Annotated in this window: 27 protein-coding genes, 2 tRNA genes and 1 other RNA gene; 17 read left to right on the forward strand and 13 right to left on the reverse strand. The window is 55.0% G+C overall.

Annotated elements, in window-relative coordinates; translation table 11 throughout:
* Positions 1–24: 24 nt before the first annotated feature.
* Positions 25–663, forward strand: a complete 639-nt coding sequence (rutR, locus tag ACMGG5_RS14395) for an HTH-type transcriptional regulator RutR (protein ID WP_024909639.1) — start codon at positions 25–27, stop codon at positions 661–663.
* Here the strand turns inward: rutR and ACMGG5_RS14400 are convergent.
* Positions 660–1,055, reverse strand: a complete 396-nt coding sequence (locus ACMGG5_RS14400; protein ID WP_420278047.1) for a lysozyme inhibitor LprI family protein — start codon at positions 1,053–1,055, stop codon at positions 660–662. The two genes, rutR and ACMGG5_RS14400, sit on opposite strands and share 4 nt — an antisense overlap.
* 51 nt (positions 1,056–1,106) lie before the next feature.
* A complete protein-coding gene (gene putA / locus ACMGG5_RS14405) occupies positions 1,107–5,069 on the reverse strand; it encodes a trifunctional transcriptional regulator/proline dehydrogenase/L-glutamate gamma-semialdehyde dehydrogenase (protein WP_420278048.1) in 3,963 nt (1,320 codons plus the stop codon).
* Between the two features lie 423 nt (positions 5,070–5,492).
* On the opposite strand from putA, the gene putP reads away from it, so the two are divergent.
* Both putP and ACMGG5_RS14415 read left to right on the forward strand, forming a co-directional pair.
* Positions 5,493–7,001 carry a sodium/proline symporter PutP gene (gene putP, locus ACMGG5_RS14410; protein WP_420278049.1) on the forward strand — a complete coding sequence of 503 codons (1,509 nt, stop codon included), beginning with the start codon at positions 5,493–5,495 and terminating at the stop codon, positions 6,999–7,001.
* Between the two features lie 113 nt (positions 7,002–7,114).
* Complete coding sequence (locus ACMGG5_RS14415) at positions 7,115–7,534, forward strand: DUF3574 domain-containing protein (RefSeq protein ID WP_420278050.1); 420 nt, start codon at positions 7,115–7,117, stop codon at positions 7,532–7,534.
* Between the two features lie 71 nt (positions 7,535–7,605).
* Here the strand turns inward: ACMGG5_RS14415 and ACMGG5_RS14420 are convergent, their stop codons facing one another.
* Positions 7,606–8,790, reverse strand: coding sequence for a NupC/NupG family nucleoside CNT transporter (locus tag ACMGG5_RS14420; RefSeq protein ID WP_024908972.1), 1,185 nt, complete (start codon positions 8,788–8,790; stop codon positions 7,606–7,608).
* A 251-nt stretch (positions 8,791–9,041) separates the two neighbouring features.
* Between ACMGG5_RS14420 and efeU the strand changes: the two genes are divergently transcribed.
* From efeU to phoH, 4 genes are all read left to right on the forward strand, one after another.
* Complete coding sequence (gene efeU, locus ACMGG5_RS14425; protein ID WP_420278051.1) at positions 9,042–9,875, forward strand: iron uptake transporter permease EfeU; 834 nt, start codon at positions 9,042–9,044, stop codon at positions 9,873–9,875.
* A gap of 40 nt (positions 9,876–9,915) precedes the next feature.
* The gene (efeO, locus tag ACMGG5_RS14430; RefSeq protein WP_024908974.1) at positions 9,916–11,043 is read left to right on the forward strand and encodes an iron uptake system protein EfeO; all 1,128 of its coding nucleotides are present in this window, start codon (positions 9,916–9,918) and stop codon (positions 11,041–11,043) included.
* A 5-nt stretch (positions 11,044–11,048) separates the two neighbouring features.
* Positions 11,049–12,332 (forward strand): iron uptake transporter deferrochelatase/peroxidase subunit, encoded by a 1,284-nt coding sequence (efeB, locus tag ACMGG5_RS14435; protein WP_090417395.1) that lies wholly within the window; start codon positions 11,049–11,051, stop codon positions 12,330–12,332.
* Positions 12,333–12,831: 499 nt separating this feature from the next.
* On the forward strand, positions 12,832–13,620 hold the full coding sequence (gene phoH / locus ACMGG5_RS14440; RefSeq protein WP_024908976.1) for a phosphate starvation-inducible protein PhoH: 789 nt from the start codon (positions 12,832–12,834) through the stop codon (positions 13,618–13,620).
* Positions 13,621–13,821: 201 nt separating this feature from the next.
* Here phoH and ACMGG5_RS14445 read toward each other — a convergent pair.
* The 4 genes from ACMGG5_RS14445 to ACMGG5_RS14460 all read right to left on the reverse strand — a co-directional run bounded on the left by ACMGG5_RS14445 (position 13,822) and on the right by ACMGG5_RS14460 (position 15,787).
* Positions 13,822–13,959: non-coding RNA, RtT sRNA (locus ACMGG5_RS14445), on the reverse strand.
* Positions 13,960–14,003: 44 nt separating this feature from the next.
* A tRNA-Ser gene (locus ACMGG5_RS14450) sits at positions 14,004–14,091 on the reverse strand.
* A 137-nt stretch (positions 14,092–14,228) separates the two neighbouring features.
* Positions 14,229–14,906 (reverse strand): isochorismatase family protein, encoded by a 678-nt coding sequence (locus tag ACMGG5_RS14455; protein WP_024908977.1) that lies wholly within the window; start codon positions 14,904–14,906, stop codon positions 14,229–14,231.
* Positions 14,907–14,926: 20 nt separating this feature from the next.
* On the reverse strand, positions 14,927–15,787 hold the full coding sequence (locus ACMGG5_RS14460; protein WP_420278052.1) for a pirin family protein: 861 nt from the start codon (positions 15,785–15,787) through the stop codon (positions 14,927–14,929).
* A 109-nt stretch (positions 15,788–15,896) separates the two neighbouring features.
* Here ACMGG5_RS14460 and ACMGG5_RS14465 point away from each other — a divergent pair, with 109 nt between their 5' ends.
* On the forward strand, positions 15,897–16,802 hold the full coding sequence (locus ACMGG5_RS14465) for a LysR family transcriptional regulator (RefSeq protein WP_024908979.1): 906 nt from the start codon (positions 15,897–15,899) through the stop codon (positions 16,800–16,802).
* A gap of 131 nt (positions 16,803–16,933) precedes the next feature.
* Here the strand turns inward: ACMGG5_RS14465 and ACMGG5_RS14470 are convergent.
* A tRNA-Ser gene (locus ACMGG5_RS14470) sits at positions 16,934–17,021 on the reverse strand.
* Between the two features lie 232 nt (positions 17,022–17,253).
* On the opposite strand from ACMGG5_RS14470, the gene ghrA reads away from it, so the two are divergent.
* The 4 genes from ghrA to ACMGG5_RS14490 all read left to right on the forward strand — a co-directional run bounded on the left by ghrA (position 17,254) and on the right by ACMGG5_RS14490 (position 20,169).
* Complete coding sequence (ghrA, locus tag ACMGG5_RS14475; protein WP_420278053.1) at positions 17,254–18,192, forward strand: glyoxylate/hydroxypyruvate reductase GhrA; 939 nt, start codon at positions 17,254–17,256, stop codon at positions 18,190–18,192.
* A gap of 84 nt (positions 18,193–18,276) precedes the next feature.
* On the forward strand, positions 18,277–19,014 hold the full coding sequence (locus ACMGG5_RS14480) for a phosphatase (protein ID WP_024908981.1): 738 nt from the start codon (positions 18,277–18,279) through the stop codon (positions 19,012–19,014).
* 21 nt (positions 19,015–19,035) lie between these two features.
* The gene (locus tag ACMGG5_RS14485; protein ID WP_029740002.1) at positions 19,036–19,590 is read left to right on the forward strand and encodes a TorD/DmsD family molecular chaperone; all 555 of its coding nucleotides are present in this window, start codon (positions 19,036–19,038) and stop codon (positions 19,588–19,590) included.
* A 96-nt stretch (positions 19,591–19,686) separates the two neighbouring features.
* On the forward strand, positions 19,687–20,169 hold the full coding sequence (locus ACMGG5_RS14490) for a DUF1097 domain-containing protein (RefSeq protein WP_139210879.1): 483 nt from the start codon (positions 19,687–19,689) through the stop codon (positions 20,167–20,169).
* Between the two features lie 43 nt (positions 20,170–20,212).
* On the opposite strand, the gene csgG is transcribed toward ACMGG5_RS14490, so the two are convergent.
* Genes csgG through csgD form a run of 4 tightly spaced genes read right to left on the reverse strand, consistent with a single transcriptional unit; the run spans position 20,213 to position 22,554 of the window.
* The gene (gene csgG, locus ACMGG5_RS14495) at positions 20,213–21,046 is read right to left on the reverse strand and encodes a curli production assembly/transport protein CsgG (protein WP_032648920.1); all 834 of its coding nucleotides are present in this window, start codon (positions 21,044–21,046) and stop codon (positions 20,213–20,215) included.
* Positions 21,047–21,072: 26 nt separating this feature from the next.
* Positions 21,073–21,486: a curli production assembly/transport protein CsgF gene (gene csgF, locus ACMGG5_RS14500; protein ID WP_032648919.1), complete on the reverse strand. Its 414-nt coding sequence runs from the start codon at positions 21,484–21,486 to the stop codon at positions 21,073–21,075.
* 23 nt (positions 21,487–21,509) lie between these two features.
* Positions 21,510–21,899, reverse strand: a complete 390-nt coding sequence (gene csgE, locus ACMGG5_RS14505; protein ID WP_024908986.1) for a curli production assembly/transport protein CsgE — start codon at positions 21,897–21,899, stop codon at positions 21,510–21,512.
* A gap of 4 nt (positions 21,900–21,903) precedes the next feature.
* Positions 21,904–22,554 (reverse strand): biofilm master transcriptional regulator CsgD, encoded by a 651-nt coding sequence (csgD, locus tag ACMGG5_RS14510; RefSeq protein WP_024908987.1) that lies wholly within the window; start codon positions 22,552–22,554, stop codon positions 21,904–21,906.
* Positions 22,555–23,296: 742 nt separating this feature from the next.
* Here csgD and csgB point away from each other — a divergent pair.
* From csgB to ymdB, 5 genes are all read left to right on the forward strand, one after another.
* Positions 23,297–23,752 (forward strand): curli minor subunit CsgB, encoded by a 456-nt coding sequence (csgB, locus tag ACMGG5_RS14515; RefSeq protein WP_024908988.1) that lies wholly within the window; start codon positions 23,297–23,299, stop codon positions 23,750–23,752.
* 41 nt (positions 23,753–23,793) lie between these two features.
* Positions 23,794–24,246 carry a curli major subunit CsgA gene (gene csgA, locus ACMGG5_RS14520; RefSeq protein ID WP_024908989.1) on the forward strand — a complete coding sequence of 151 codons (453 nt, stop codon included), beginning with the start codon at positions 23,794–23,796 and terminating at the stop codon, positions 24,244–24,246.
* A gap of 61 nt (positions 24,247–24,307) precedes the next feature.
* On the forward strand, positions 24,308–24,640 hold the full coding sequence (gene csgC, locus ACMGG5_RS14525; protein WP_032650821.1) for a curli assembly chaperone CsgC: 333 nt from the start codon (positions 24,308–24,310) through the stop codon (positions 24,638–24,640).
* 164 nt (positions 24,641–24,804) lie between these two features.
* Positions 24,805–25,125 (forward strand): type 1 fimbrial protein, encoded by a 321-nt coding sequence (locus tag ACMGG5_RS14530; protein WP_420278054.1) that lies wholly within the window; start codon positions 24,805–24,807, stop codon positions 25,123–25,125.
* Between the two features lie 106 nt (positions 25,126–25,231).
* Positions 25,232–25,774, forward strand: coding sequence for an O-acetyl-ADP-ribose deacetylase (gene ymdB, locus ACMGG5_RS14535; protein WP_024908992.1), 543 nt, complete (start codon positions 25,232–25,234; stop codon positions 25,772–25,774).
* A 33-nt stretch (positions 25,775–25,807) separates the two neighbouring features.
* On the opposite strand, the gene mdoC is transcribed toward ymdB, so the two are convergent.
* Positions 25,808–26,947 (reverse strand): glucans biosynthesis protein MdoC, encoded by a 1,140-nt coding sequence (gene mdoC / locus ACMGG5_RS14540; protein WP_024908993.1) that lies wholly within the window; start codon positions 26,945–26,947, stop codon positions 25,808–25,810.
* Positions 26,948–26,976: the final 29 nt, after the last annotated feature.

The following is a 26,976-nucleotide window of genomic DNA, read 5'->3' on the forward strand; positions in this document are numbered from 1 at the left end:
CAACGCAGAATAAGGAGAGCGGGAATGACACAAGGCGCAGTGAAAACACCAGGTAAACGTTCGCAGGCGGTGAGCGCTAAGAAACAGGCGATCCTCAGCGCGGCGCTGGAGACCTTTTCGCAGTTTGGTATTCACGGCACGCGCCTGGAGCAGGTGGCGGAGCAGTCCGGGGTATCCAAAACCAATCTGCTCTACTACTACCCGTCGAAAGAGGCGCTCTATATCGCGGTGATGCAGCAGATCCTCGATATCTGGCTGGCGCCGCTGAAAGCGTTCCGCGAAGAGCTGGCCCCGCTGGTGGCGATCAAAGAGTACATTCGCCTGAAGCTGGAGGTGTCACGCGATTACCCGCAGGCATCACGGCTGTTTTGTCTTGAGATGCTGCAGGGGGCGCCGCTGTTGCAGGCGGAGCTCACCGGAGATTTAAAACAGCTGGTGGACGATAAGTCGGACATTATCGCCGGATGGGTGGCCAGCGGAAAACTGGCCCCGGTCGATCCGCATCATCTGATCTTTATGATTTGGGCCTCAACCCAGCATTACGCTGACTTTGCGGCCCAGGTTGAGGCGGTGACCGGAAAAACGCTGCAGGACGAGGCGTTTTTCCACAGCACCCTGGAGAACGTGCAGCGGATGATTATTGAAGGGATCCGCCTGCGTTAGTTCCCCGGTGGGAGAGGGCAGCTTAAGTCGCCCTCTTCACACTGCATCAGCGAGGCCAGAAACGCTTCGCGCTCTACGGTTTTTTCCGCCAGGCACTGGTTAACAATCATTGGCTGGACGCTCCCGCCTTCCGTCCCCGAACCGATAAACGCACAGTCCGCGTCGCGCAGGGCAATCCACGCCTGCTGCGCCTTTTTCAGCAGGTCGCGCTGGGGGCCAGTCGCACGCTTGATGGCGGCCTGATAGGTCTGGTTGAGCTTTTTATCGGCAGCCTGGTACTGCTGCGCGCTACAGGTATTCAGCTCAAGCTGGGTGGTCGCTTTGTCGCACTCGTCGGCCAGCGCGCTGGCGCTTAGCAGCAGTGCTGCGCCTGCGATAAGAAATCGTTTCATACACTCCCCAATAAAATAAGGCTCCGTCTCCGGAGCCTTATTAGCACAGCGTTAGCCGATTGTCATCAGGCTGGCGTTACCGCCTGCCGCCGCGGTATTGACGCTGAGCGAGCGTTCTACATACAGGCGTTCCAGCAGCAGGTTGGTTTCCCCACGGGCGAAGCCCTGTACCGAAACAATCGGCCCGCTGCGGGCCGCAACCTGCTCGCAGAGTTCGCGCAGCTGGTCGGAATCACCGTGATAAATCACGGCATCAAACGGCTGCGTCAGCAGCGCATCGGCTTTCGCGAAGTGAATGCGGGCCGAGACCGCTTTCGGCAGCTGTTTGGTGAGATCGCGATGCAGCGCATCGTCCGGCCACAGCACTTCACACCCGGTTGCCATCGCGGCAGCCAGCTGCACCAGCGCGTCCTGCTCGTTATCGGCCACGCACAGTACGCGCTCGCGCGGCATGAGCGTCCAGGTGTTGCGCTCGCCGGTCGGCCCCGGCAGCAGACGCTGGGTGCCCGCCTGCGCCAGCTCGCCGTACTGGTGCGCAACGGCACGCAGTTCAGGACGTTTCTCCGCCCAGGCGATCAGGGCCTCCAGCGGCTGCGTTAGCACGGTTTTCAGCTGTGCATCCACCGGATACTCCGCATCCTGACGTGCCAGGGTGACGCCCAGCGCGTTCTCCGGACGGTTCGCCAGCAGACGGTACAGGTAGAGTGGACCGCCCGCTTTCGGACCTGTGCCGGAAAGGCCTTCACCACCGAATGGCTGTACGCCCACGACCGCGCCAACCATGTTGCGGTTAACGTACAGGTTGCCCACTTTGGCGCTACCGGTTACCTGCGCGATGGTCTCGTCGATACGGGTATGTACGCCAAGCGTCAGGCCATAGCCGGAGGCGTTGATCTGCTCAACCAGCTCGTTGAGGTTGTTACGGTTGTAGCGCACCACGTGCAGTACCGGACCGAAGACCTCTTTTTTCAGCTCGTCGAAGCTCGCCAGCTCGATAAGCGTAGGCGGCACAAAGGTGCCGGTCCGCCATTCGCGGGTATCTTCGCTGTTCTCACGCACCGCCTGGAACACCGGACGGCCTTTCGCGCGCATGGTCTGAATGTGGTTTTCGATGTTGGCTTTGGCTTCCGCGTCGATCACCGGCCCGATGTCGGTGGTGAGACGGCCCGGGTTGCCCATGCGACATTCGGCCATCGCGCCGCGCAGCATTTTCAGCGTGTGGTCCGCCACGTCGTCCTGCAGGCACAGCACGCGCAGGGCGGAGCAGCGCTGACCTGCGCTGTCGAAGGCGGAGGCCAGCACGTCGACCACCACCTGCTCGGTGAGGGCGGAGGAGTCAACGATCATGGCGTTCATGCCGCCGGTTTCCGCGATGAGCGGCGTAGGACGCCCCTGCGCATCCAGACGGGTGGCAATGTTGCGCTGCAGCAGCGAGGCCACTTCGGTCGAACCGGTAAACATCACGCCGCGCACGCGGTTATCGGAGGTCAGTTTGGCGCCCACGGTTTCACCGCGGCCCGGCAGCAGCTGGACCACGCCCGCCGGTACGCCGGCTTCCAGAAGAATGTTGATGCCCTGTGCGGCAATCAGCGGGGTCTGCTCTGCCGGTTTTGCCAGCACGCTGTTGCCTGCGGCAAGCGCGGCGGCAATCTGACCGGTGAAGATCGCCAGCGGGAAGTTCCACGGGCTGATACAGACGACCGGACCGAGCGGACGGTGGGTTTCGTTGTCGAAATCATCACGCACCTGACCGGCGTAGTAGTGCAGGAAGTCGACCGCCTCGCGCACTTCGGCGATGGCGTTGCTGAAGGTTTTACCCGCTTCGCGCACCAGAATACCGATGAGCGACTGCATCTGATCTTCCATCAGCACCGCCGCGCGCTCCAGAATGGCGGCACGCTCCTGCGGCGGCGTGGCGAACCAGATAGGGGCGTTATTCACCGCGCTGTCCAGCGCCTGATCCACTTCCGCATCGGTGGCTTCACGCACGTAGCCGACGATATCTTTTGGCTCTGCCGGGTTGATAACAGGCTGCATGTCGCCGTCAGCAGCGGGCTGCTCCAGCATCGGTTTGGCCTGCCACTTCTGCAATGCGCTGTTGAGCAGGGCAGAGGAGAGGGATGCCAGACGGTGTTCGTTGGCGAGATCCAGGCCCGCCGAGTTAACGCGACCTTTGCCGTACAGCTCGCGCGGTAGGGCAATCTTCGGATGCGGCAGGCCAATCTGGCCTTCCTGGGCCGCCATCTTCTCTACGGCCTGCACCGGGTCGGCCACCAGTTCGTCCAGCGGCAGGGTGGTGTCAGCGATGCGGTTAACGAAGGAGGTGTTCGCGCCGTTTTCCAGCAGGCGACGCACCAGGTATGCCAGCAGGGTTTCGTGGGTACCCACCGGAGCATAGATACGGCACGGGCGGTTCAGCTTGCCGTCCGCCACTTTACCGGTCACCTGCTCATACAGCGGTTCACCCATGCCGTGCAGGCACTGGAATTCGTACTGGCCCGGGTAGTAGTTCTGCCCGGCCAGGCTGTAGATTGCCGCCAGGGTGTGGGCGTTGTGGGTGGCGAACTGTGGATAGATCAGGTTCGGCACGCCGAGCAGCTTTTTCGCGCAGGCGAGGTAAGAGACGTCGGTGTAGACCTTGCGGGTATAGACCGGATAGCCTTCCAGCCCTTCCATCTGGGCGCGTTTGATTTCGCTGTCCCAGTAGGCGCCTTTCACCAGACGGATCATCAGGCGACGGCGGCTGCGGCTGGCCAGGTCAATCAGGTAATCAATGACGAACGGGCAGCGCTTCTGGTAGGCCTGGATAACGAAACCGATGCCGTTCCAGCCCGCCAGCTCCGGCTCGAAGCACAGTTTTTCCAGCAGGTCGAGGGAGATCTCCAGACGGTCGGCCTCTTCGGCGTCGATGTTGATGCCGATGTCATACTGGCGCGCCAGCAGGGTCAGGGACTTCAGGCGCGGGTAGAGCTCTTCCATCACCCGGTCGTACTGCGCGCGGCTGTAGCGCGGGTGCAGGGCGGAGAGCTTAATGGAGATGCCCGGGCCTTCATAAATACCGCGACCGTTGGACGCTTTACCGATGGCGTGGATCGCCTGCTGGTAAGAGACCATATAGGCCTGCGCGTCGGCGGCGGTCAGCGCCGCTTCGCCGAGCATGTCGTACGAGTAGCGGAAACCTTTATCTTCCAGCTTGCGGGCGTTCGCTAGCGCTTCGGCAATGGTTTCCCCGGTGACGAACTGCTCGCCCATCAGACGCATCGCCATGTCCACACCTTTGCGGATCAGCGGCTCGCCGCTCTTGCCGATGATGCGGTTCAGGGAGCGTGACAGGTTGGCTTCGTTATGGGTCGAGACCAGCTTGCCGGTAAACAGCAGACCCCAGGTCGCGGCGTTGACGAACAGCGACGGGCTGCGGCCAATGTGGGAATGCCAGTTACCGTTGCTGATCTTGTCGCGGATCAGCGCGTCGCGGGTGGCTTTATCCGGAATACGCAGCAGCGCTTCCGCCAGGCACATCAGCGCCACCCCTTCCTGTGAGGAAAGGGAGAACTCCTGAAGCAGACCCTGAACCATCCCGGCGCGGCCGGTGGCGGTCTTCTGGTTACGCAGTTTGTCAGCCAACTGGTACGCCAGGCTGTGCGCCTGCGCGGCAACGGCTTCCGGCAGGCGAGCCTGCTCCAGCAGCATCGGTACGGCGTCGGTTTCGGCGCGGCGGTACGCGCCGGTGATGGCGGCACGGCTGACGGACTGCGGCAGGATCTGCTCGGCAAATTCAAGGAACGGCTGATGGCTCTCGTCGCCAGTGGCTGGCGCTTCCTCGCTTTCGTTCGCTGCACCGGCCAGCAGGGCAGGCAGCTCCGGCAGCCCCTCGTCGCTCTCGAGTCTTTCGAGGTAGTTAAAAATCGCCTGCTTAATTAACCAGTGCGGCGTACGGTCAATGCGGGTTGCTGCGGTCTTAATCCGTTCGCGGGTTGCGTCATCCAGCTTAACCCCCATGGTGGTCATACCCATGCCAAAGCTCCTGTTGTGCTTTCATCGTGTTTGGTCGTTAGCGTGAAATATCCACCATGTTGCAACTTTGTGCAACCGTGTTAAATGTGACCTGGTTTGCAACCCGGGAAATGAATGAATTGTTAACGGATGGTTAGCTGGAAAAACGTGCTGCCTTTGTCCCGGGAAGCCTGTTTTTATGCGGGAGTTAACACTTTTAAAAGGTGCAACCCGTAAAAGCGTGAGCGAGTGCAACCTATAGGAAACTCGTATCAAGCCGGGGATGAAATTGATGTAAATGCAGTGTTAAATCGTTTGTCAGCGGAGGGCGCATACGGCAGGATAGCGCGCCTCACCGAAACACAAGATACCGTCACCACGTTCCGGTGATCATATAACAAGGCAACCCGGACGGTTGTCGCTCGACACTTTTGGAGAATTTGAATGGCTATTAGCACACCGATGCTGGTGACATTTCTCGTTTATATATTTGGCATGATCCTGATAGGGTTTTTGGCATGGCGTTCAACAAAGAACTTTGACGACTACATTCTGGGCGGACGCAGTTTAGGCCCGATGGTGACCGCGCTTTCTGCGGGCGCTTCCGACATGAGCGGCTGGCTGCTGATGGGGCTGCCGGGCGCGATTTTCATCTCCGGTATCTCTGAAAGCTGGATCGCCATCGGTCTGACCGTCGGCGCGTGGATCAACTGGAAGCTGGTGGCAGGCCGTCTGCGCGTGCACACCGAGGCCAACAACAACGCCCTGACGCTGCCGGACTACTTCACCGGACGCTTTGAAGATAACAGCCGCGTGCTGCGTATTATCTCGGCGGTGGTGATCCTGGTGTTCTTCACCATCTACTGTGCCTCCGGCATCGTGGCCGGTGCGCGCCTGTTCGAAAGCACCTTCGGCATGAGCTACGAAACCGCCCTGTGGACCGGTGCTGCGGCGACCATCCTCTATACCTTCGTGGGCGGCTTCCTGGCCGTAAGCTGGACCGACACCGTGCAGGCGAGCCTGATGATCTTCGCCCTGATCCTGACCCCGGTGATTGTGATTTTCACCGTTGGCGGCTTTGGCGATTCGCTGGAAGTGATCAAGCAGAAGAGCATCGAAAACGTCGACATGCTGAAAGGGCTGAACTTTGTCGCTATCGTCTCCCTGATGGGCTGGGGTCTGGGCTACTTCGGTCAGCCGCACATCCTGGCGCGCTTTATGGCGGCGGATTCTCATCACACCATCGTCCATGCGCGTCGCATCAGTATGACGTGGATGATCCTGTGTCTGGCGGGCGCGTGTGCGGTCGGCTTCTTCGGTATTGCCTACTTCAGCAATAACCCGGCGCAGGCGGGCGCGGTAAACCAGAACGCCGAGCGCGTGTTTATCGAGCTAGCGCAGATTCTGTTTAACCCGTGGATTGCCGGTATTCTGCTCTCCGCGATCCTGGCGGCGGTGATGTCCACCCTGAGCTGCCAGCTGCTGGTCTGCTCCAGTGCGATCACCGAAGACCTCTACAAAGCCTTCCTGCGTAAAAACGCGAGCCAGAAAGAGCTGGTGTGGGTAGGGCGCTTTATGGTGCTGGTGGTGGCGCTGATTGCCATCGCGCTGGCGGCCAACCCGGAAAACCGCGTCCTGGGCCTTGTGAGCTACGCGTGGGCGGGCTTTGGTGCGGCGTTTGGTCCGGTCGTGCTGTTCTCCGTCATGTGGTCACGTATGACCCGTAACGGCGCGCTGGCGGGAATGATTATCGGTGCGCTGACCGTTATCGTCTGGAAACAGTTCGCGTGGCTGGGCCTGTACGAAATCATCCCAGGCTTCATCTTCGGCAGCATCGGTATCGTGGTCTTCAGCCTACTGGGTAAAGCACCGTCTGCCTCCATGCAGAAACGCTTTGCGGAAGCAGACGCGCACTACCACTCCGCACCGCCGTCTAAGCTGCAGCCGGAATAATTTTCCCTTCACCCTAACCCTCTCCCCAAAGGGGAGAGGGAATAAACCTCTCTTGCTAAATTCTGCAATTTACGTTGATATCGCTGTGCTTATAACAATGAGGATAGCGAAGCATGACAATCAAAACAGGGTTAATGGCGGCGGCATTATTGATGCTGGCGGGCTGCAACGCGCCATCGCAACATGCGGCGGTAGAAACCTGCAGAGCGGATAACCAGATGCAGCAAACCACGCTCTATTTCGGCTTAAACCGTCCTGCCGGGGCGCAGATCACCAGCAACGAATGGCAGCAGTTTGTTGACCAGGACGTGACGCCGCGCTTTCGCGATGGCCTAACGGTGTTTGATGCCCGCGGGCAGTGGCTGGGGAACGACGGAAAAGTGGCGCGTGAACCGAGCAAGGCGTTGATGCTGATCCACGGTAAAGATGCGCAGAGCGAGAAGAACATCGAAGCGTTGCGCGGGATTTATAAGTCACGCTTCGCGCAGGAGTCAGTGATGCGTGTCGATCAGCCGGTGTGCGTGCAGTTTTAATGAAAACGGCGGGATAACCCGCCGTTGTTGTTTTGTAGGCCGGGTAAGCGCAGCGCCACCCGGCACAAAACTTACAGCACCAACCCCGCAAAGCTCGCCGACAGCAGGCTCACCAGGGTCGCACCGTACACCAGACGCAGACCAAACCGCGATACCACGTTACCCTGCTGCTCGTTCAGGCCCTTAATCGCCCCGGCCACGATGCCGATGGAGGCGAAGTTCGCGAACGAGACGAGGAAGACGGATAAAATGCCCAGCCCGCGCGGGGACATCTGGTGCGCTATTTTTTGCAGCTCAATCATCGCCACAAATTCATTCGCCACCAGCTTGGTTGCCATAATGCTGCCCGCGTTTAAGGCATCGCTCAGCGGAATCCCTACCAGCCATGCCAGGGGATAAAATACATAGCCGAGGATCTGCTGGAAGCTCATGCCAAATACGCTGGAGAAGAGGGCGTTAACGGCACTAATAAGCGCGATAAAACCAATCAGCATCGCCAGAATAATCATCGCCACCTTAAAACCGGCCAGAATATACTCGCCAAGCATCTCGAAGAAGCTCTGCGATTCATGCAGTTTTTCCAGTTTGATATCCGGCTCCGCTTCCGGGCGCGTCGGGTTGATGACCGTGAGAATAATAAAGGTGCTGAACATGTTCAGAATCAGCGCCGCGACGACAAATTTAGCATCGAGCATGGTCATATACGCCCCGACAATCGACAGGGAGACCGTCGACATGGCCGTGGCCGCCATGGTGAACAGACGACGCGAGGAGAGATCGCCCAGCACGCCTTTGTAGGCAATGAAGTTTTCCGACTGGCCGAGGATCAGCGAACTCACCGCGTTAAAGGATTCCAGCTTGCCCATACCGTTCAGTTTTGACAGCAGCGTACCGATTACCCGAATAAAAATCGGCAGGATCCGCCAGTGCTGAAGAATACCAATCAGCGCCGAAATAAAAATAATCGGGCAAAGTACGCCGAGGAAAATGAACGCCAGCCCTTTTTCTCCCATGCCGCCAAAGACGAAATTGGTACCTTCACCGGCAAATTTGAGCAGCGACTCAAAAAATCCTGAGACGTATTTAATCAGGAATAACCCGCTTTCGGCGTGCAGGAAAAAGAACGCCAGAGCAATTTCTATGACAATCAGCTGTAAAACAAAACGAATGCGAATTTTTCGGCGGTCGAAACTCACCAGCCAGGCAAGCGCGAGAATAATGACCAGCGCCAGCAGGAAATGGACAATTTTAAACATAATTTAATTTCACCAGGTGTTTGAGGCGGTTATTTAGCCACAGCCCTGAATCAGCGTAAATGGGCATTTTCGTTATAACTTATAAACTTAACGATAACGCCTGAAACTATTATCAGGCTGGGCGTTTACAACTCGTTATCAAAACACCGCACATTTCGCTTGTGTTTCTTTCTGCCGTAATGATAATCACTATCACAAGAATTTACCTTTCTTTGCATCAGTTGACCGCGATAAACATTTAAGGTGTCGGCATGTTTGTTCCATTTCTCATTATGTTACGTGAAGGGCTCGAAGCCGCCCTTATCGTGAGCCTCATCGCCAGTTATCTGAAGCGAACCCAGCGTGGGCGCTGGATTGGCGTCATGTGGATCGGGGTATTCCTTGCCGCGGCGCTCTGTCTGGGCCTCGGTATTCTCATCAACGAAACCACCGGCGAGTTTCCGCAGAAAGAGCAGGAGCTGTTTGAGGGTATCGTCGCCGTGATTGCGGTGGTGATCCTCACCTGGATGGTGTTCTGGATGCGTAAGGTCTCCCGTAACGTGAAGGTGCAGCTGGAGCAGGCGGTGGATAACGCGCTGCAAAAGGGCAATAACCACGGCTGGGCGCTCATTATGATGGTCTTTTTCGCCGTCGCGCGCGAAGGGCTGGAGTCTGTTTTCTTCCTGCTGGCGGCGTTTCAGCAGGATGTGGGGATCTGGCCGCCGCTGGGGGCCATGCTGGGCCTCGCCACGGCCGTGGTGCTCGGTTTCCTGCTGTACTGGGGCGGTATCCGCCTGAACCTGGGCGCCTTCTTCAAGTGGACCAGCCTGTTTATTCTGCTGGTGGCCGCGGGTCTGGCGGCAGGGGCGATTCGCGCCTTCCATGAAGCGGGCCTGTGGAACCACTTCCAGGACGTGGCGTTCGACCTCAGCAACGTCCTTTCCACGCACTCTCTGACCGGCACCCTGCTCGAAGGTATCTTCGGCTATCAGGAAACGCCGAGCGTCAGCGAAGTGGCGATGTACTTTATTTATCTGGTTCCGGCGCTGGTGCTGTTCGCTATGCCGCTGCGTACCGGCACGCAGGCGTCGCGCGTTGCGCCGTAATAGTTGATTTAGTTACAACATACTTTTAAAGGGAAGAGTCATGGCAATTCAGTTCCGTCGTAGTGCGTTATGCGCAGGCATTGCCGCGCTGTTCGCTTCTGCATTCTCCGCCTGGGGCGCGGATGTTCCACAGGTAAAGGTCACCGTCAACGATAAGCAGTGCGAGCCGATGACCCTCACGGTGAACAGCGGTAAAACCCAGTTCATTATTCAGAACCACAGCCAGAAGGCGCTGGAGTGGGAGATCCTGAAAGGGGTTCTGGTGGTGGAAGAGCGCGAAAATATCGCCCCTGGCTTCAGCCAGAAGATGACCGCCAACCTGCAGCCGGGCGAGTATGAGATGACCTGCGGTCTGCTGACCAACCCTAAAGGGAAGCTTATCGTCAAAGGTGAAGCGACGGCCGATGCGGCGAAAGGCGCTGCGGTGCTGAGCCTGGGCGATGCGATTACCGCGTATAAAGCCTACGTCACCAAAGAGACGGCGGACCTGGCGACGGCAACCAAAGCCTTTACCGATGCGGTGAAGGCCGGGGATATCGAAAAAGCGAAATCCCTCTATGCGCCAACCCGTCAGCACTACGAGCGCATCGAGCCGATCGCCGAGCTGTTCTCTGACCTTGATGGCAGCATTGACGCCCGCGAAGATGATTTCGAGCAGAAAGCCGCCGATCCGAAATTCACCGGTTTCCACCGTCTGGAGAAAGCCCTGTTCGGCGATAATTCTGCCAAAGGGATGGAGAAGTATGCCGACCAACTGAACAGCGACGTGCTGGAGCTGCAAAAGCGCATCAGCGAGCTGGCCTTCCCGCCGTCAAAAGTGGTGGGCGGTGCGGCCGGGCTGATTGAAGAAGTGGCCGCCAGCAAAATCAGCGGCGAAGAAGATCGCTACAGCCATACCGATCTGTGGGACTTCCAGGCCAACGTCGACGGCGCGCAGAAAATTGTTAACCTGCTGCGCCCTCAACTGCAGAAAGAGAACGGCGAGCTGCTGGCCAAAGTGGATGCCAACTTCAAAAAGGTCGACACCATTCTGGCGAAGTACCGCACCAAAGACGGGTTTGAGACCTACGACAAGCTGACCGATGCCGACCGCAACGCGCTGAAAGGTCCGATCACCGCCCTGGCGGAAGATCTCTCTCTGCTGCGTGGCGTACTGGGTCTGGACTAAGCACGATGAATAAGCATAGCGAGAACGACGTGGTTGAGCCTTCACGTCGTCGGTTGTTAAAGGGAGTAGGGGCGCTGGGGGGCGCGCTTGCTCTGGCCGGTGGCTGTCCGGTGGCGCATGCGGCGAAACCGCAAAGCGCGCCCGGCACGCTGTCACCCAATGCCCGCATGGAGACGCAGCCGTTTTATGGCGAGCATCAGTCGGGCATCCTGACGCCGCAGCAGGCATCTATGATGCTGGTGGCCTTTGATTCGCTGGCCAGCGATAAAGCCGATCTGGAACGCCTGTTCCGCCTGCTGACGACGCGCATCGCATTTCTTACCGCCGGTGGACCGGCGCCCGATACGCCGAACCCGCGTCTGCCGCCAATGGACTCCGGCATTCTGGGGCCGTTTATTGCCCCGGATAACCTGACCATTACCGTTTCGCTGGGAGAATCGCTGTTTGACGCGCGCTATGGGCTGGCAAAACAGAAGCCGAAGGCGCTGCAAAAAATGACGCGCTTCCCGAATGACTCCCTGGATGCGGCGCTGTGTCACGGCGACCTGCTCCTGCAGATCTGCGCCAATACCCAGGACACGGTGATCCACGCCCTGCGCGACATCATCAAGCACACGCCGGATCTGCTGAGCGTGCGCTGGAAGCGGGAAGGGTTTATCTCGGACCACGCCGCCCGCAGCAAAGGAAAAGAGACACCGGTGAACCTGCTGGGCTTTAAGGACGGCACGGCCAACCCGGACAGCCACGACGGTGCGCTCATGAAGGAGGTTGTGTGGGTCACTGCCGATCAGGGCGAACCGGCATGGGCGGTGGGCGGAAGCTATCAGGCGGTGCGGATTATTCAGTTCCACGTGGAGTTCTGGGACCGCACGCCGCTCAAAGAGCAGCAGACGATCTTTGGTCGGGATAAGCAAAGCGGGGCACCGCTCGGCATGAAGAACGAGCATGATGTGCCTGACTACGCCCGCGATCCCAATGGCGATGTAATTGCGCTGGACAGCCATATTCGTCTTGCCAATCCGCGAACCAAAGAGACGCAGTCGAGCCTGATGATGCGTCGGGGCTACAGCTACTCGCTCGGCGTGACCAACTCCGGTCAGCTCGATATGGGGCTGCTGTTCGTCTGCTATCAGCACGATCTGGAAAAGGGCTTTCTCACCGTGCAGAAGCGGCTCAACGGTGAAGCGCTGGAAGAGTACATTAAACCTATCGGCGGCGGCTATTTCTTTGCCCTGCCAGGGGCGCGCGACAGTAACGCGTACCTCGCTCAAGGGCTGATCGAAGCCTGATAATCGTCCCTGCGATAGTTCGCGGGGACATTATTTTTTCATATGACTATCTTGTTGTTATATTTCTGTAATATTTCTATATAAGACTGAATCTACTGCAGGTGCAGTCTTAAAAGTTGCATTCAGGTAAAATAAATGTTGCATTTGTGATAACTCCTGATGTACTTAAGATAAGACAGCGGTAGTTCCCGGCAGTGATGCTGAATCACTATGGAGATCGCGAATGGTTGCGTCCTGTACTGGACAAGGTAAACATAACAACCGCAGCACCCGGCGCGGAGGCTCAGACTCCGGCAGCGATTTCCTCACCACTAAATTCTCCCCCCTTCCTCAAGAATCTGATTCGACCGACGTGCAGAACGGTGCGCGTAGCTGTTCCGTATCGTCATCCGATAAAGCAAGCAATGGCTTACAAGGAAGCCAACCCTCTGATGTTCGTGCGCATAATCGTGCCGAAGCTGGCGCGTGTGATGAATACCAACAACTCAAGGTGCTATCCATGGGAAGACAAAAAGCAGTGATCAAAGCTCGTCGCGAAGCAAAACGTGTGCTGAGACGGGATTCACGTAGCCATAAACAGCGTGAAGAAGAATCGGTCACCTCGCTTGTGCAGATGAGTGGCGTAGAAGCAATTGGCATGGCCCGAGACAGCCGTGATAATTCTCCAATTGTGGCGCGCAATGAGGCTCAGGCGCACTACCTGAATGCTATCGAGAGTAAACAGCTCATCTTTGCAACCGGTGAAGCCGGATGCGGGAAAACCTGGATTAGCGCAGCCAAAGCGGCGGAAGCGCTGATCCATAAGGACGTGGAAAGAATCATTGTTACCCGTCCGGTACTGCAGGCTGATGAAGATCTCGGCTTCTTGCCCGGAGATATTTCGGAGAAGTTTGCCCCGTACTTCAGGCCCGTCTATGACGTGCTGGTGAAGCGGCTGGGTGCATCCTTCATGCAGTACTGCCTGCGACCAGAGATTGGCAAGGTGGAAATCGCGCCGTTCGCCTATATGCGCGGACGTACATTTGAAAATGCGGTCGTCATTCTTGACGAGGCTCAGAACGTGACCGCTGCGCAAATGAAGATGTTCTTAACGCGCCTCGGGGAGAACGTGACGGTTATCGTTAACGGCGATATTACCCAGTGTGACCTGCCATCCGGCGTGAAATCCGGGCTGAGCGACGCCATGTCACGTTTTGAGGAAGATGAGATGATTGGGGTGGTACGCTTCACCAAAGAGGACTGCGTGCGTTCGGCGCTCTGCCAGCGCACGCTGCAAGCGTATTATTGAGTTTGCTGTTGTGTTCAAGGCCCGGGAAACCGGGCTTTGTTTTTTGTGCATTTTATCCCCTCTCCCTTGGGGAGAGGGCTAGGGTGAGGGGCTCAGGCCGCATCGAGCTGCATATAGCACCGGGGGGGATTCTCATCCCCCCCGCAGGCATGCAATATGCGAAAAAAAGCCCGCATTTTCATGCGAGCTCTTCTTCAAATATGGCGGTGAGGGGGGGATTGACTCGCTTCGCTCGCCCTGCGGGCAGACTGTTCGCTACGCTCTCAGTCTGTCCAACTGGCTGTCGCCAGTTGTCGAACCCCGGTCGGGGATTCTCATCCCCCCGCAGGCGTGCAACATGCGAAAAAAAAGCCCGCATTTTCATGCGAGCTCTTCTTCAAATATGGCGGTGAGGGGGGGATTCGAACCCCCGATACGTTGCCGTATACACACTTTCCAGGCGTGCTCCTTCAGCCACTCGGACACCTCACCATATTGTTTTGCTGCCTGACCGCTTGGGGGGCAACGGGGCGCTACTATAGGGAGTTGCGCTAAAACGGTCAAGCAGATTTTCTGTATTAGTGTGCGTTCGGTTAAGCCTTAATCAGCTCTTGTCGCAGCACGGGTTATTAACGCTGAGAATCGAGCACTTCGCTGTTTTTAACCACTTCCTGTGCTTTGCCGTAGCTTTCGATCAGCAGCTGGTAAGCCGGGAAGATGTGGGTGTACACCTCAGCCCACTCCGCCGCGTCCTCACGGTTCCAGGTTCGCTGGATCTCAGAGGCCACCGCCGCCGTATCCATCGGAACCACACCGGCCTGCACCACGCGCGCCAGGGTGATCTCCTGCGCCATCTTGCTGTAGGTGCCGGAGGCATCAATCACCGCAAATACTTTGTACCCGTCCGCCACCGCGCTAATTGACGGGAAGGCCATGCAGACGCTGGTGATAGTGCCCGCGATAATCAACGTCTTGCGCCCGGTGGCTTTTACCGCGGCCACGAACTCCGGGTTATCCCAGGCGTTGATTTCACCTTTACGGGCAACATATTGCGCATGCGGTGCGTTGGCGTGGATCTCCGGAATAAGCGGTCCGTTCGGTCCCTGTGGGACGGACGCGGTGGTGATCACCGGGATCTTCGCCAGGGTCGCGATCTTCGCTAACGCTGCCGCACGAGCGCGCAACTCTGGCATTGGCATATCTCCGACGGTCTGGAACAGACCGCTCTGGTGATCGATAAGCAACATCACCGCATCGTTCACATCAATAACCGGACGGGAGCCATTAAAATTAGCAGGTGTAGACATCTTCTTCTCCTTTATTACGTTCAGATCTGGCCGAAGCGGCCGGAGTTGAAATCACGAATGGCTTCGTTGATTTCGCTTTTACTGTTCATCACAAACGGGCCATAGCCCACGATGGATTCATTCAGCGGCTCGCCGGCCATCAGCAGCACTTTTGCATCGCTGCTTGCCTCAAGGTGCAGTTTGTCGCCTTCCTGACTCAGTACGACCAGCTGGGCTTCACCTGCCTGAGTGGTACCGTTCACCGTGATGTTGCCCTCAAGCACCACCAGCGCGGTGCTCCAGCCTTCGGGCTGATTGAGCGCCAGATGGCTTCCCTGGTTCAGCGCGATGTCCCAGACGTTGAGCGGTGAGAAGGTGTGCGCCGGGCCGGTAACCGTGTCGTAGCGACCGGCAATGACCCGCAGCGTTCCACCGTTGTCAGGCAGCGTCACCACCGGGATGTCGGCTTTCGTGATGCTCTGGTAGCCCGGTGCGGCCATCTTGTCTTTCGCAGGGAGGTTGACCCAAAGCTGCATCATTTTCAGTTCGCCGCCTTTCTGCGAGAACGCGCTTGAGTGGAACTCCTCGTGCAAAATACCTGCGCCTGCGGTCATCCACTGCACGTCGCCGGGGCCAATCACACCGCCTTTACCCGTGGAGTCGCGATGCTCCACTTCACCTGAATAAACGATGGTGACCGTTTCAAAACCCCGGTGAGGATGCTGGCCTACGCCGCGTTTCGCACCATCTGCCGGAAAGGTGTACGGGCCTGCGTAGTCCAGCAGCAGGAACGGACTCAGCGGCTCGCCGTGGGTTTGATAAGAGAACATTGAACGGACCGGGAAACCATCGCCAACCCAGTGCTGACGAGGAGCGGTATAAACGCCTGTTACGTTTTTCATGATTAACTCCTGATGTTCTGTTGATGTAATTAGCTTATATTCAGGGTTAATATCCCGGTAGATAGTGAAAATGGCATTCACTGTTCCGAAAATAGAACAATGAGGACTTATGCAGGATCTCAATGACTTCGTCTGGTTTGTGAAGGTGGTGGACTACGGGGGGTTTGCGGCGGCGGGAAGGGCGCTTGACCAACCCAAGTCCAAACTGAGCCGCAGGATCGCGCAGCTGGAGGAGCGGCTTGGCGTACGGTTGATACAGCGCACGACGCGGCAGTTTACGGTGACGGAAGTGGGGCACACTTTCTATCAGCACTGTAAGGCAATGCTGATAGAAGCAGAAGCGGCAGAGGAGGCCGTTGCTGCGCTGCAGGCTGAGCCGCGCGGCGTCGTCAGGATCACCTGTCCCGTCACGTTACTGCACGTCCACGTGGGACCGATGCTGGCGCGGTTTATGGCGCGCTACCCCGGGATTAATCTCCAGCTTGAGGCCACCAATCGTCGGGTCGATCTTGTTGGCGAAGGTATTGATGTCGCTATCCGCGTGCGTCCGCGTCCGTTTGATGATAGCGATCTGGTCTTAAGGGTGCTGGCTGACAGGGGGCATTGCCTGGTGGCAAGTCCGCAGTTGATTGAACGTATGGGTAAACCGCGAATGCCTTCCGAGCTCAGTGAATGGCCTGGATTAAGTATGGGGGCCGGTAAACAGGTGCATAAATGGGAGCTCAGTGGTCCAGAGGGGGCGAAAGCGGAGATCCACTACGCACCGCGCTTTATTACCACCGACATGCTGGCACTGCGGGAAGCGGCGATGGCGGGCGTGGGCGTTGTACAGTTGCCGATATTGATGGTGAAGGATCAGCTTGCGTCAGGGGAACTGGTACGGGTGCTGGACGCGTGGGAACCCCGACGGGAAGTGATTCACGCCGTTTATCCTTCGCGGCGCGGCATGCTGCCGTCGGTCAGGACGCTGGTGGATTTTCTGACTGAAGAGTATGCGAAGATGGTGGAGGAGTAGCTTTTTGTAGGTCGGGTAAGCGCAGCGCCACCCGACATAAAGAGCGCAGGGAGTTTCAAGGTTCGAATCCCCCCTTTCGGAGAATTAAAAGAAAAAAGCCCGTACTTTCGTACGAGCTCTCATCTCGAATATGGCGGTGAGGGGGGGATTCGAACCCCCGATACGTTGCCGTATACACACTTTCCAGGCGTGCTCCTTCAGCCACTCGGACACCTCACCATATTGTCATCCCGTTGTTGCCGGGACGGGCGCTAATGTAAGGAAAAGCCGAACGGCCGTCAACCCACTTTTTCAGTAATTTAGCGCGTTTAGACAAACTTCAGGCAACTTGATTCCTAAATGTGCACAAAGCGCCTCTTTTATCAGCAACGCGGTTTCCTGATAAATTTGTTATGCTGGCAATCCACTTGAAAATGAAAACAAAACAGCGCAATAAAAGGCAGGAATAACTATGGATATACTCTTCTATCACCCCACGTTTGATACGGCATACTGGATCAAGGCGCTTACGGCGGCGTTACCCGGCGCACGCGTTCGCGAGTGGAAGCGTGGCGATAATGAACATGCCGACTATGCGCTGGTCTGGCATCCACCGGTTGAGATGCTGCAGGGCCGCAAGCTGAAGGCGGTTTTCGCCCTGGGCGCGGGTGTTGATTCGATCCTCAGTAAACTGAAAGCGCATCCCGAAATGCTGCCTGAGAATATCCCGCTGTTCCGTCTCGAAGATACCGGAATGGGCCAGCAAATGCAGGAATATGCCGTCAGCCAGGTACTGCACTGGTTCCGCCGCTTTGATGACTATCAGGCCTTTAAACAGCAGGCCCACTGGGAGCCGCTGCCTGAGTACCGTCGCGAAGACTTTACGATCGGCATCCTCGGTGCGGGCGTGCTGGGCTCAAAAGTGGCAGAAGCACTCGCTCCGTGGGGCTTCCCGCTGCGCTGCTGGAGCCGCAGCCGTAAGGACTATCCGGGCGTAGAGAGCTTTGCCGGAACGGATGAGCTTCCGGCCTTTCTGAACGGCACGCGCGTGCTGATCAACCTGCTGCCAAACACGGCGGAAACGGTAGGGATCATCAATGAAACCTTGCTCAATCAGCTCGTCGATCAGAGCTACCTGATGAACCTGGCGCGCGGAGTCCATGTTGTGGAAGGCGATCTACTGAAGGCTCTGGACAGCGGAAAGCTAAAAGGCGCTATGCTGGATGTCTATAGCCGTGAACCGCTCCCCGCGGAAAGCCCGCTGTGGAAGCACCCGCGCGTTGCGATGACGCCACATGTGGCTGCCGTGACGCGTCCGGCAGAAGCGGTGGCCTATATATCCCATACCATCAGCGAAATGGAAAAGGGTCACGTGGTCACCGGGCAGGTCGACAGACAGCGCGGCTACTGAGAGAAACCCGGCGTTCGCCGGGTTTTTGCTAATATTCGCCGCTGATAACTGCTATCCTTTGGAAAAACCGCAGAGGAGAAAGAGATGTATCCCGTTGACCTGCATATGCACACCGTCGCCAGTACCCACGCGTATAGCAACCTCCATGATTATATCGCTCAGGCGAAGCTTAAAGGTATTAAGCTGTTCGCGATCACCGATCATGGTCCGGACATGGCGGATGCGCCGCACTACTGGCATTTTGTGAATATGCGGATCTGGCCACGTCTGGTGGACGGCATTGGGATACTGCGCGGCATTGAGGCGAATATCAAAAATATCGACGGTGAGATCGACTGCACCGGCCCGATGCTGACGTCTCTGGACCTTATTCTCGCCGGTTTCCATGAGCCGGTTTTCCCGCCTCAGGATAAAGAGACCAACACCGCGGCGATGATTGCCACTATCGCCAGCGGCAATGTGCACATTATCAGCCACCCTGGTAACCCGAAGTACCCGATTGATATTCAGGCTGTCGCGCAGGCGGCAGCAAAACACCGCGTGGCGCTGGAGATTAATAACTCCTCCTTTGTTCACTCGCGTAAGGGCAGCGAAGACAACTGTCGCGCCGTGGCGGCCGCCGTGCGTGATGCGGGTGGCATGGTGGCGTTGGGCTCAGACTCTCATACCGCGTTTACGCTGGGTGATTTCAGCGAGTGCCTGAAAGTGCTGAATGATGTTAACTTCCCGGAAGCGCAAATCCTGAACGTGACCCCACGCCGCATGCTCGATTTCCTCGAGTCGCGCGGAATGGAACCGATTGCCGAATTTGCCGATCTTTAATTGTGTAATGGAATAAAAAAAATGAACGAGTTTTCCATCCTCTGCCGCGTGCTGGGTACGCTCTATTATCGCCAGCCGCAAGACCCGCTGCTGGTGCCACTTTTTACGTTAATTCGTGAAGGTAAACTGGCGCAGAACTGGCCGCTGGAACAGGATGATTTACTGGAACGTCTGCAAAAAAGCTGCGACATGCAGCAGATTGCGACCGACTACAATGCGCTGTTTGTCGGCGATGAGTGCCGCGTTTCGCCATACCGTTCTGCCTGGCAGGAAGGGGCGACGGAAGCGGAAGTCCGTGCTTTCCTCTCCACCCGCGGTATGCCGCTGAGCGATACGCCAGCCGATCATATCGGTACGCTGCTGCTGGCAGCGTCCTGGATTGAAGATAACGCCGGTGATGATGAGAACGAAGCCATTGAAACCTTGTTCGAAACGTACCTGCTGCCATGGGTCGGGACGTTCCTGGGTAAAGTTGAAGCGCATGCCACCTCGCCATTCTGGAGAACGCTGGCGCCGCTGACCCGCGACGCTATCGCGGCAATGTGGGATGAGCTGGAAGAAGAGAACGAAGAGTGATTTAAGTCACATAAATTCTGCAACTCATCAATTCATTTTGCATGTAATGTGCTGATGATCTCATTTCTATGGTGCGCTTCTGCTAAGATGCGCGCCATGAACATATTACTTTGTATCGCAATAACGACAGGTATTCTCTCCGGGCTCTGGGGATGGGTAGCCGTGTCTCTCGGATTGCTCAGCTGGGCCGGATTCCTCGGCTGTACCGCCTATTTCGCCTGTCCGCAGGGGGGCGTAAAAGGGCTCTTTATCTCAGGCTGCACGCTAATGAGCGGCGTTATCTGGGCGCTGGTGATCATGAAAGGCAGCGCGCTGGCACCGCATCTGGAGTTGCTGGGGTATATCATGACGGGCGTCGTCGCCTTTTTAATGTGCATCCAGGCTAAGCATCTGCTGCTTTCATTTGTGCCGGGAACCTTTATGGGGGCGTGCGCGACCTTTGCAGGGCAGGGTGACTGGAAGCTGGTGGTCCCTTCACTGGCGCTGGGGCTGCTGTTTGGCTATGCCATGAAAAACAGCGGCCTATGGCTGGCGTCGCGGCGGGAAAAAGCGCAAAACATCACGGCAGTGAGTGAATAAAAAAAGGCGAGATAATCATCTCGCCTTTTTTATGCGCTTCCTGTCAGGATTCCGGAGGGACTGACATATCGCGGTATTTCACCAGTATCGGGTTCTGCACGTCTGCTTTGTTTTGCAGATCCCACAGCCCGCGGTCTATACCGTCGTTAATTAAGTAGATCACGCCGGTTTCAATGGCCGACATCAGACACATCATGACCGGCTCGTTAGAGGTGTAGCCAATTTCACCTTCCAGCAAACGCTGGTAATCGATGAAGCGGAATACCCCTGCCTGAACTTCATAAGACAGAATGGTTTTGCTGGTGTTCACCGAAGAGAGCACTTCGCCTGTACTGACGTTAACCACACGCAGGTTAACGGCGATTTGGTCGAGCTGATACTGGGTATCCGCACCGATACCGAAGTAACGTGCTCCCGCACCACCCGATTTAACGTTACTTTCGTAGCCGATAATCGATCCTTCAATCATTACGTTCGCTGCCGCCAGAGATTGCAGAGGCGTCCGGTTATTGTCCGCAACGGTGCCATTTTCCTGGGCGGCACGAATGATTTTGCGTTCATTCAACAGGTTCTGGAGCCCCTGACGTTCCAGCGGAATAAACCAGTGCGAATCCTTGAGTGCGGTAACCAGCATCGCGGTGGCGCTCTGCGGCACTGCCGTGGAGAAGTTACTTGCCGGGTAAGGTTTGAATTGCCCGGTTTCATCCTGAATGTTGTACACGGAGACAAATATTTTTCCCGTTGGAGCAGGTAAATGCGTTAAATCACGATAACTCTGGGCCCGAGGCATTAATGTTGGTTTTGCAGCTTCTTTAGGTGGAGCAGTTAAACAACCGCTCAATAAGCACACTGCAACAAATATCAGGAAGCGCTGCATGATTGTTGTCCTTATTTCGTTGTTGTTCAGAAGTTAGTTGAATCGTTTTGTAGACCGGAAACCTGGATGGTGGAGATTTTTCCGGTTTTACGATCGGTCACGTTCAACTGAAGCTGTCCGTCCGTGTTGGCGATATCAACGATAAAGTCGTTGGTCACCATCCGCCCGGGTTTACCGGTATTAATGTTGGTCAGCAAACCACCTAAAATCTGCGACTGGATGGCCTGCGTGAAGTTATCCAGTGCGGACGGGGTATCAACGCTAAAATTCTTTAAGCTGGGATCCTTATAGGAGTTTTGCGCCTGAGCTTCATTCAGCAGGAACGCGCCGTTGTTAGGGTTACCGCCAAAGTTAGGGTTACGGAACTGAAACGTCATGTTTCCGGCCCAGCTGATGGGTGTGATCAGCATTATCGAAACAACTGCATATGCAATACGCATGACAGCCTCCGCATATCGGTTCGCTAGAACTCGTCTTTTGCTAAATCGCTGGTGCTTAATAGGGCTTTATCTATTTGCAGGCGATTAATAGCGTCTTCTGATTGTGCCAGTGCTAAGACTACGTTTTTATCGAAGTCCATTTTGGTCGGGAATAAAAACGTTTGATAAATAACGGACTGATTAGCCGTTATTGTTATCCAACTTCCCCATCGTGCACTGGGCCGCTCGTTGATTGTTATATTACCCGTGTATGTACTTTCCCATTTGTCACTGAAGGCACGGTAAAAACTGTGCCCGACCGATGAGACAGTGTGGTCTGTTAACAATCCGGGAACTTCGACCTCGACGGCCTTCAGATTCCCAGCAGCGAGCAGGAAACTCGCTGCGGCGATCCAACTCAACGTGCGCTTCATGTGATTAACGCCTGAGGTTATCGTTTGCCCACGAAACCGCCTGAGTTCGGTTTTTCACAGCTATCTTCTTGAAAAGATTATAAAGGTGCGTCTTTACCGTATTTTCGCTGATAAATAACGAACGGGCGATTTCAATATTTGAAGCACCAATGCGTAACTTATTCAGGATCTCTTTCTCACGGTGCGTGAGCAGTGCTGACTCTGAGCTGTTATAGCGATAATTTCCGGAGTGCGTGATGAGATAGCTGGCAAGCTTTTGCGAAAAATAACACTCTCCGCGCAATATACCTTGCAGCCCCTCTACCACCCGGTCTTCTTCTTCCGTGACGTAGAACACGCCATTGATATGCGGCCAGCTTTCAATATCTCTGAAAGGATATTCATCAGGCGTATTCAACAATAGCACGCGGATATTATTGTTTTTTCTGCTTAAAATATCCTGCCAGTAATGGATAAGCTTTTTATCAGCTTCCATCATATCGAAAAGAATGATGCTGCCAGGTGCAATATCATCAAAAGAACGTTGAATATTATGCAATTTCCCGCTCAGTGATAAAGATTGCTTTAAATGTTGTAATAATGCTGTCGCTTGCAAAGAAGGTTTTGTGATCAACAGTAATGTATGACCATGTAAACTATGGACTTCATTATACATGATGAAACCCCACTTTATTTTGGCACCTGGCAGCTGTCCTCCAGTTTAAAAGAGGACACCAGAAGTACTGACAGATGTTGCACTGCTGTGTGTAGAATCAGACCATAACCTCCACAGGGAGGTAAATATAAAACCAATTTCGTACATCTAATTTCAATCTAGCTTTTACGAAGTTTAAAGCAAGTGTTAAACATGTAACAGAACGTAAAAATCAATATTAATTTGTGAAATTTGATTGTTTGGAATGGTGAGAATTGATGAGAAAGTTGTACACCTAAATAGAGATGCACAGATTTTAAAAATCATACAAATATTTTTAACGATATGATTATTAAGAATATTTGTTATTTTTGTAAAGCGCTAATTAAGTATGAGTTTCAGATGATTTCTAAGCCCAGGAATGAGCGACTGTCTGGCTTAAGAAAAGAGGCTCCGTGTCACGCACAGAGAAAAATGTTTCCTGCCGTTACGTTTAAACAACCCGGTAGGAAGCGTGGACAGCCTTCGTCTCGTTGTACAACCCTTTCACAATACACCTTTATTAAAAAATATAAGCCGGCCTGATTAAAGTGATTTTTACTGTAAATTACGACTTTGTGGTGACCCGAAAAATAAAAATAAGCCGCGCGGGTGAGATATTTAAAATGTTTCAGCGGACATACTCTTCACCGTAACGACGCGTTAACACCATACGAGCCGTTTAAACATGGAGTAATTAAATAGCCAGGTCCAGGGTGACAACATGAAAAACACATCGTTAATTGTGATGTTTACATTACTGGGTGCGCCTGGATTTGTAACCGCGGCTAATTCAGATTTGGCAAATGCTGAATATAACTTTGCGGTTAACGAATTAAGTCTTTCATCACTAAATCAGGCAGCCATTATTGGTCAACGGGGCGTTTTCAATGACGCTCAGGTTCGCCAGGACGGTTCAAAACTCTTATCCATTGTTTCCCAGGATGGGGCAGGCAACAGAGCGAGGGTTGATCAATCAGGGGCTTACAATATAGCCTGGATCGATCAGAGCGGTAACGGGAATGATGCAGGCATTACGCAAGATGGATACGGTAATAGCGCGAAAATTATCCAGCAAGGGTCGGGTAATAGAGCAAATATTACGCAGTACGGTACGCAGAAAACCGCAGTTGTAGTGCAGAAACAGTCGCAAATGGCGATTAACGTTATTCAACATTAGCGCTTTCGCGACGACTTTAATCAATCCGACGGGGGTTTACCATGAAATTTTTCAAAGTGGCAGCGCTTGCAGCAATCGTAGTTTCTGGTAGTGCTATGGCTGGTCTGATTAATCAGGATGGCTGGGGTCATGGGCATGGTCATGGCGGATACGGTGGCCCAAATTCAACCCTGAATATTTATCAGAATGGTGGCGGTAACTCCGCGGTTGCTCTGCAAACAGACGCCAGAAATTCTGTCCTGAATATTAGCCAGACAGGTGGCGGTAACGGCGCTGACGTTGGTCAGGGTTCTGATGACAGTAAAATCAACCTGACCCAGAAAGGGTTTGGCAACAGTGCAACACTTGATCAGTGGAACAGTAAAAAATCCGTCATGAATGTTAGCCAGTCCGGCGGATTTAACGGTGCACTCGTAGACCAGACTGCGTCCAACTCAACTGTTAACGTTACCCAGATCGGTTTTGGTAACCACGCGACAGCTCATCAGTACTGATACTGAAATCTGTGCTACAAAAAAACAGGGCATCAGCCCTGTTTTTTTTCGGGAGTTCATCATGAATACTTTAATTCTACTCGCCGCGCTTTCCAGCCAGATAACGTTCAAAACGTCGCAGCAGGAAAACATGACCACCATTATTCCGCAGGTCACTCTGGCGCAATCGTGTGATTGTCAGGTTCAGATTGTTTCTGTTCGGGAAGGGCAGGGGGGACAAAGTTCGTCCCGACAGCAAAATACCCTTTTTATACCCGCTAATCAGACGATTGATTTAATGCGCCTGAGTTTAAATATTAACGCAGGAGACACGGTAAAAATCGTGGTCACCGTTTCAGATGGAAAATCGCTTCATTTATCACAACAGTGGTCACCGGCGGGAAGTTCGATCTAAATATTCATGAAATCAATGCGTTGCGAATGTGGCGGGTCTGTGCCGTTGAGCTATGCTGAAATCAGGGACCTGGTCGTTATGTTCCTTAACGTGAGGCTTCGTTTGCCGTAATAAATGAAGCGCGTTTACCCCTCATGGACGATTTTCATTGAGGAGTACCTATAATGAATAACTATTTTGCTCGACTCGCGGCAGGTCTGGGTCTGGTCGTTTCTACTTTGAGTATCCCGGCTTATTCGGCCACAGTTGTTGACGGGGGTGTCATTCATTTTCGCGGTGCCATTGTCGCAGACCCCTGTGAAGTTACTCCCCTGAAGCAACAGTTTGCAATGTCATGTCCAGATAATAACCGTATGCAAACGCGTATGGTGAGCTATGAAGAGGCGCTTAACGGGAAAGTGAGTGACTCAAACCTGGCGACGCTCAATATGAAATACCTTAATCCTGAAAAAACGCTCGCGGTTGTCGAAATCCAGTATCGCTAATGCGCACTCTCCCGCCCAGCGGTGGAAGAGGATTTTTTCTGATAGTTTTTTCTCCCGGTCTCCTCTGCGATACACTTAAGAAAAAGGCGGGTTGCAGAGGGGCTTTATGAAACCGCAAATTGACATTATTCATGGCGATATTACGACCATGCACGTCGACGTTATCGTCAATGCGGCCAATCCCTCCCTGATGGGGGGAGGCGGCGTGGACGGGGCTATCCACCGGGCTGCCGGACCGCAGCTGCTGGAAGCCTGTAAAACCGTGCGGCAACAGCAGGGCGAATGTCCTCCCGGTCACGCGGTGATTACGCTTGCGGGCAATCTGCCTGCCAGAGCGGTTATTCATGCCGTAGGGCCCGTCTGGCATGGCGGGGACCAGCACGAAGCGAGTATTCTGGAAGAGGCTTACCGGAACTGTTTACGGCTGGCCGCCGACAACGGCTATAAAACGATGGCGTTCCCGGCCATCAGCACCGGCGTGTATGGTTACCCTAAGGCCGCCGCCGCAACGATCGCCGTAGAAACCGTTTACCGCTACCTGTCGTTAAAACCGCTGCCGGAGAAGGTGATTTTTGTCTGTTTCGACGACGACACCACGCATCTTTATCAGCGGCTGCTAACTCAGCGCAGACAAGAGCTGGAAAGCTGAAGCAAACGCGGCGCATCCGGTGCGCCGCGTGTTCTAAGAGGCTTTCGCCTGCGGTTTTCCTGAAAAGAGGAAACGCAGCAGCGGGATCCGCAGATGGATTTCGTAGAGTACGATCGCCACCCCCACAACGAACACCAGCCCGGTAAAGAAGCCCAGCGTGTTGGAGGCGATGTGCGGTGTGATGTAAGCTCCGAAGAAAAGCGTCAACGGGTGATGCACCAGATAGATAAACAGCGAAGCATTAACGAAGTAGGTCACGCGGTGGGACTTAAAGTTCAGCAAACGGTGGCCTAGCGCGAATACTACATTCACCATCCACAGGCCCAGCAGCATCGTGATCACGCTTTCCGTTTCATACATCCAGGCGTCGCCGCTCCCGTAGCGCTGATTCAGCAGATAGGCCGCGAACGCGAGGGTGGCTCCCAGAGCGCACCACGGTGACGGGGTGACAAACAGCGATTTAAGCTTCGGATGAATAAACGCCAGCGCGCCGATTAAAAAGAAGGGAATGTAGAACAGCGACTGCATCACCACAAAATTAAATAACCCGTCGCTCAAAATCGGCGGGTAGACGATAAGCAGGGTCCGTCGCACAGCGGCATAGGCAATCCCCAACAGTAAGAAGAGCACTGACAGTTTGCCCATCGTAACGTTGGCGAAAAAGACGTCGGCTTTCGTACTTAGATGGTGGCGCAGGCGGCTGAAAATCAACAGACTCACCGTGGTGAGCACCACCAGGACCAGCAGGAACCACAGGTGAGATACCAGCTCCCAGACCAGCGTATTGTACTTTTCATACAGCGTCAGATTCGGCCAGTTCTCCGCTTTACCCTTCACGTACTGCAACATAATGAACTGGGGCAGCGTCAGCAGCGGAATGGCGGTCAGCATGGGGATCCCCACGCGCTCTACGCGCACTTTCCACCAGCGCTTGAGCGGGTATCGCAGAAACAGCATGTAAGAGAAATAGCCAGATATGACGAAAAACACCTGCATACGGAAGGCGTGAATAAAGTCATTAAACAGCGTCAGCCACCAGGAGGGCATCTGGCTATTCACGTGCCAGGTGTGGCTGGAGTAAATCAGTGAAATGTGAAAGGGGATCCCCAATAGCATCAGCCATGCCCGGATCGAGTCGAGGAAATATTCACGTTCTGTTGGTGTTGTGCTCATATAACGTTGTGCATTCTCAGACTTTTCGT

Origin of the sequence: Enterobacter sp. BNK-34 (assembly GCF_048684445.1) — a bacterium.
Classification (GTDB): Bacteria; Pseudomonadota; Gammaproteobacteria; order Enterobacterales; family Enterobacteriaceae; genus Enterobacter; species Enterobacter pseudoroggenkampii.

Excerpts from the sequence above, each read along its gene's own strand:
- csgF (WP_032648919.1), bottom strand. The coding sequence starts at position 21,486 with ATGCGTATTGCATATGCAGTTGTTTCGATAATGCTGATCACACCCATC.
- ACMGG5_RS14455 (WP_024908977.1), bottom strand. The coding sequence starts at position 14,906 with ATGTCTACACCTGCTAATTTTAATGGCTCCCGTCCGGTTATTGATGTG.
- csgB (WP_024908988.1), top strand. The coding sequence starts at position 23,297 with ATGAAAAACACATCGTTAATTGTGATGTTTACATTACTGGGTGCGCCT.
- ACMGG5_RS14530 (WP_420278054.1), top strand. The coding sequence starts at position 24,805 with ATGAATAACTATTTTGCTCGACTCGCGGCAGGTCTGGGTCTGGTCGTT.
- csgA (WP_024908989.1), top strand. The coding sequence starts at position 23,794 with ATGAAATTTTTCAAAGTGGCAGCGCTTGCAGCAATCGTAGTTTCTGGT.
- csgG (WP_032648920.1), bottom strand. The coding sequence starts at position 21,046 with ATGCAGCGCTTCCTGATATTTGTTGCAGTGTGCTTATTGAGCGGTTGT.
- ACMGG5_RS14485 (WP_029740002.1), top strand. The coding sequence starts at position 19,036 with ATGAACGAGTTTTCCATCCTCTGCCGCGTGCTGGGTACGCTCTATTAT.
- ACMGG5_RS14480 (WP_024908981.1), top strand. The coding sequence starts at position 18,277 with ATGTATCCCGTTGACCTGCATATGCACACCGTCGCCAGTACCCACGCG.
- ACMGG5_RS14490 (WP_139210879.1), top strand. The coding sequence starts at position 19,687 with ATGAACATATTACTTTGTATCGCAATAACGACAGGTATTCTCTCCGGG.
- ACMGG5_RS14460 (WP_420278052.1), bottom strand. The coding sequence starts at position 15,787 with ATGAAAAACGTAACAGGCGTTTATACCGCTCCTCGTCAGCACTGGGTT.
- putA (WP_420278048.1), bottom strand. The coding sequence starts at position 5,069 with ATGGGTATGACCACCATGGGGGTTAAGCTGGATGACGCAACCCGCGAA.
- csgC (WP_032650821.1), top strand. The coding sequence starts at position 24,308 with ATGAATACTTTAATTCTACTCGCCGCGCTTTCCAGCCAGATAACGTTC.
- phoH (WP_024908976.1), top strand. The coding sequence starts at position 12,832 with ATGGGAAGACAAAAAGCAGTGATCAAAGCTCGTCGCGAAGCAAAACGT.
- csgD (WP_024908987.1), bottom strand. The coding sequence starts at position 22,554 with ATGTATAATGAAGTCCATAGTTTACATGGTCATACATTACTGTTGATC.
- ghrA (WP_420278053.1), top strand. The coding sequence starts at position 17,254 with ATGGATATACTCTTCTATCACCCCACGTTTGATACGGCATACTGGATC.
- ACMGG5_RS14465 (WP_024908979.1), top strand. The coding sequence starts at position 15,897 with ATGCAGGATCTCAATGACTTCGTCTGGTTTGTGAAGGTGGTGGACTAC.
- putP (WP_420278049.1), top strand. The coding sequence starts at position 5,493 with ATGGCTATTAGCACACCGATGCTGGTGACATTTCTCGTTTATATATTT.
- ACMGG5_RS14400 (WP_420278047.1), bottom strand. The coding sequence starts at position 1,055 with ATGAAACGATTTCTTATCGCAGGCGCAGCACTGCTGCTAAGCGCCAGC.
- ymdB (WP_024908992.1), top strand. The coding sequence starts at position 25,232 with ATGAAACCGCAAATTGACATTATTCATGGCGATATTACGACCATGCAC.
- efeU (WP_420278051.1), top strand. The coding sequence starts at position 9,042 with ATGTTTGTTCCATTTCTCATTATGTTACGTGAAGGGCTCGAAGCCGCC.
- ACMGG5_RS14420 (WP_024908972.1), bottom strand. The coding sequence starts at position 8,790 with ATGTTTAAAATTGTCCATTTCCTGCTGGCGCTGGTCATTATTCTCGCG.
- efeB (WP_090417395.1), top strand. The coding sequence starts at position 11,049 with ATGAATAAGCATAGCGAGAACGACGTGGTTGAGCCTTCACGTCGTCGG.
- ACMGG5_RS14415 (WP_420278050.1), top strand. The coding sequence starts at position 7,115 with ATGACAATCAAAACAGGGTTAATGGCGGCGGCATTATTGATGCTGGCG.
- mdoC (WP_024908993.1), bottom strand. The coding sequence starts at position 26,947 with ATGAGCACAACACCAACAGAACGTGAATATTTCCTCGACTCGATCCGG.
- rutR (WP_024909639.1), top strand. The coding sequence starts at position 25 with ATGACACAAGGCGCAGTGAAAACACCAGGTAAACGTTCGCAGGCGGTG.
- csgE (WP_024908986.1), bottom strand. The coding sequence starts at position 21,899 with ATGAAGCGCACGTTGAGTTGGATCGCCGCAGCGAGTTTCCTGCTCGCT.
- efeO (WP_024908974.1), top strand. The coding sequence starts at position 9,916 with ATGGCAATTCAGTTCCGTCGTAGTGCGTTATGCGCAGGCATTGCCGCG.